Source organism: Streptomyces thermocarboxydovorans (assembly GCF_039524635.1).
In the GTDB taxonomy this organism is placed as follows: Bacteria; Actinomycetota; Actinomycetes; order Streptomycetales; family Streptomycetaceae; genus Streptomyces; species Streptomyces thermocarboxydovorans.
In genome coordinates this window covers 1-1,241 of record NZ_BAAAGU010000138.1, presented here as the reverse complement: position 1 = coordinate 1,241, position 1,241 = coordinate 1, and the positions used below count along the sequence as shown (strand labels likewise).

The 1,241-nt window shown below is 68.6% G+C and carries 1 protein-coding gene; it reads left to right on the top strand.

Annotated features, from left to right (window positions below; all coding sequences use genetic code 11):
- The first annotated feature begins 87 nt into the window (after nucleotides 1–87).
- Nucleotides 88–1,209 carry an IS630 family transposase gene (locus tag ABD198_RS30455; RefSeq protein ID WP_344007958.1) on the top strand — a complete coding sequence of 374 codons (1,122 nt, stop codon included), beginning with the start codon at nucleotides 88–90 and terminating at the stop codon, nucleotides 1,207–1,209.
- Nucleotides 1,210–1,241 lie beyond the last annotated feature (32 nt).

The window sequence follows — 1,241 nt, the reverse complement described above, 5'->3', positions numbered from 1 at the left end:
CTAGTGCTGTGACCGCATAGGTTCGCCGGGTTGGTGGTTGGGGCGGTTGGATGAACGGTGACGTTCGATCCGACTGCTGGAGGTGCGGTGGCTGAGCCTGTGCGGGTGCGCAGACTGACCGATCAGGAGGGGCAGAAGCTGCAGCAGATCGTGCGCCGGGGCAGCACCAGTTCGGTGCGCTACCGGCGGGCGATGATGCTGCTGGCTTCGGCGGGCGGGAACCGGGTGCCGGTGATCGCGCAGCTGGTCCAGGCCGACGAGGACACCGTCCGGGACGTGATCCACCGGTTCAACGAGATCGGCCTGGCCTGCCTGGACCCTCAGTGGGCGGGAGGCCGTCCCCGCCTGCTCAGTCCTGACGACGAGGACTTCGTCATCCAGACGGCCACCACCCGCCCGGCCAAACTCGGCCAGCCTTTCACCCGCTGGTCCCTCCGGAAACTCGCCGCCTACCTGCGGAAAGTCCACGGCCGCGTGATCCGCATCGGCCGCGAGACGTTACGAAGGCTGCTGCTGCGCCGCGGCATCACCTTCCAGCGCACCAAGACCTGGAAGGAATCGCCGGACCGCGAGCGTGACACCAAGCTCGACCGCATCGAACACGTCCTGGACCGCTTCCCCGATCGTGTCTTCGCGTTCGACGAGTTCGGCCCGCTCGGCATCCGGCCCACCGGCGGCAGCTGCTGGGCCGAGCAGGCCAAGCCCGACCGAGTGCCGGCGACCTACCGCCGCACCCACGGCGTCCGGTACTTCCACGGCTGCTACTCGATCGGTGACGACACCCTGTGGGGCGTCAACCGGCGCAAGAAGGGCGCCGTCAACACCCTGGCCGCTTTGAAGTCGATCCGTGCGGCCCGGCCCGACGGCGCCCCCATCTACGTGATCTTGGACAACCTGTCCGCACACAAGGGCGAGCGGATCCGCCGCTGGGCGACCAAGCACCGGGTCGAACTGTGCTTCACCCCGACCTACGCGTCCTGGGCGAACCCGATAGAAGCCCACTTCGGGCCGCTGCGGCAGTTCACCATCGCCAACTCGAACCACCCCAACCACACCGTCCAGACCCGGGCCCTGCACGCCTACCTGCGCTGGCGCAACACCAACGCCCGCCACCCCGACGTCCTGGCCGCCCAACGCCGAGAACGCGCCCGCATCCGCAGCGAGAAACGCATCCGCTGGGGCGGACGCCCCCTGGCCCCAGCAGCATGAAACCCGGCGAACCTATGCGGTCAGAGCACTAG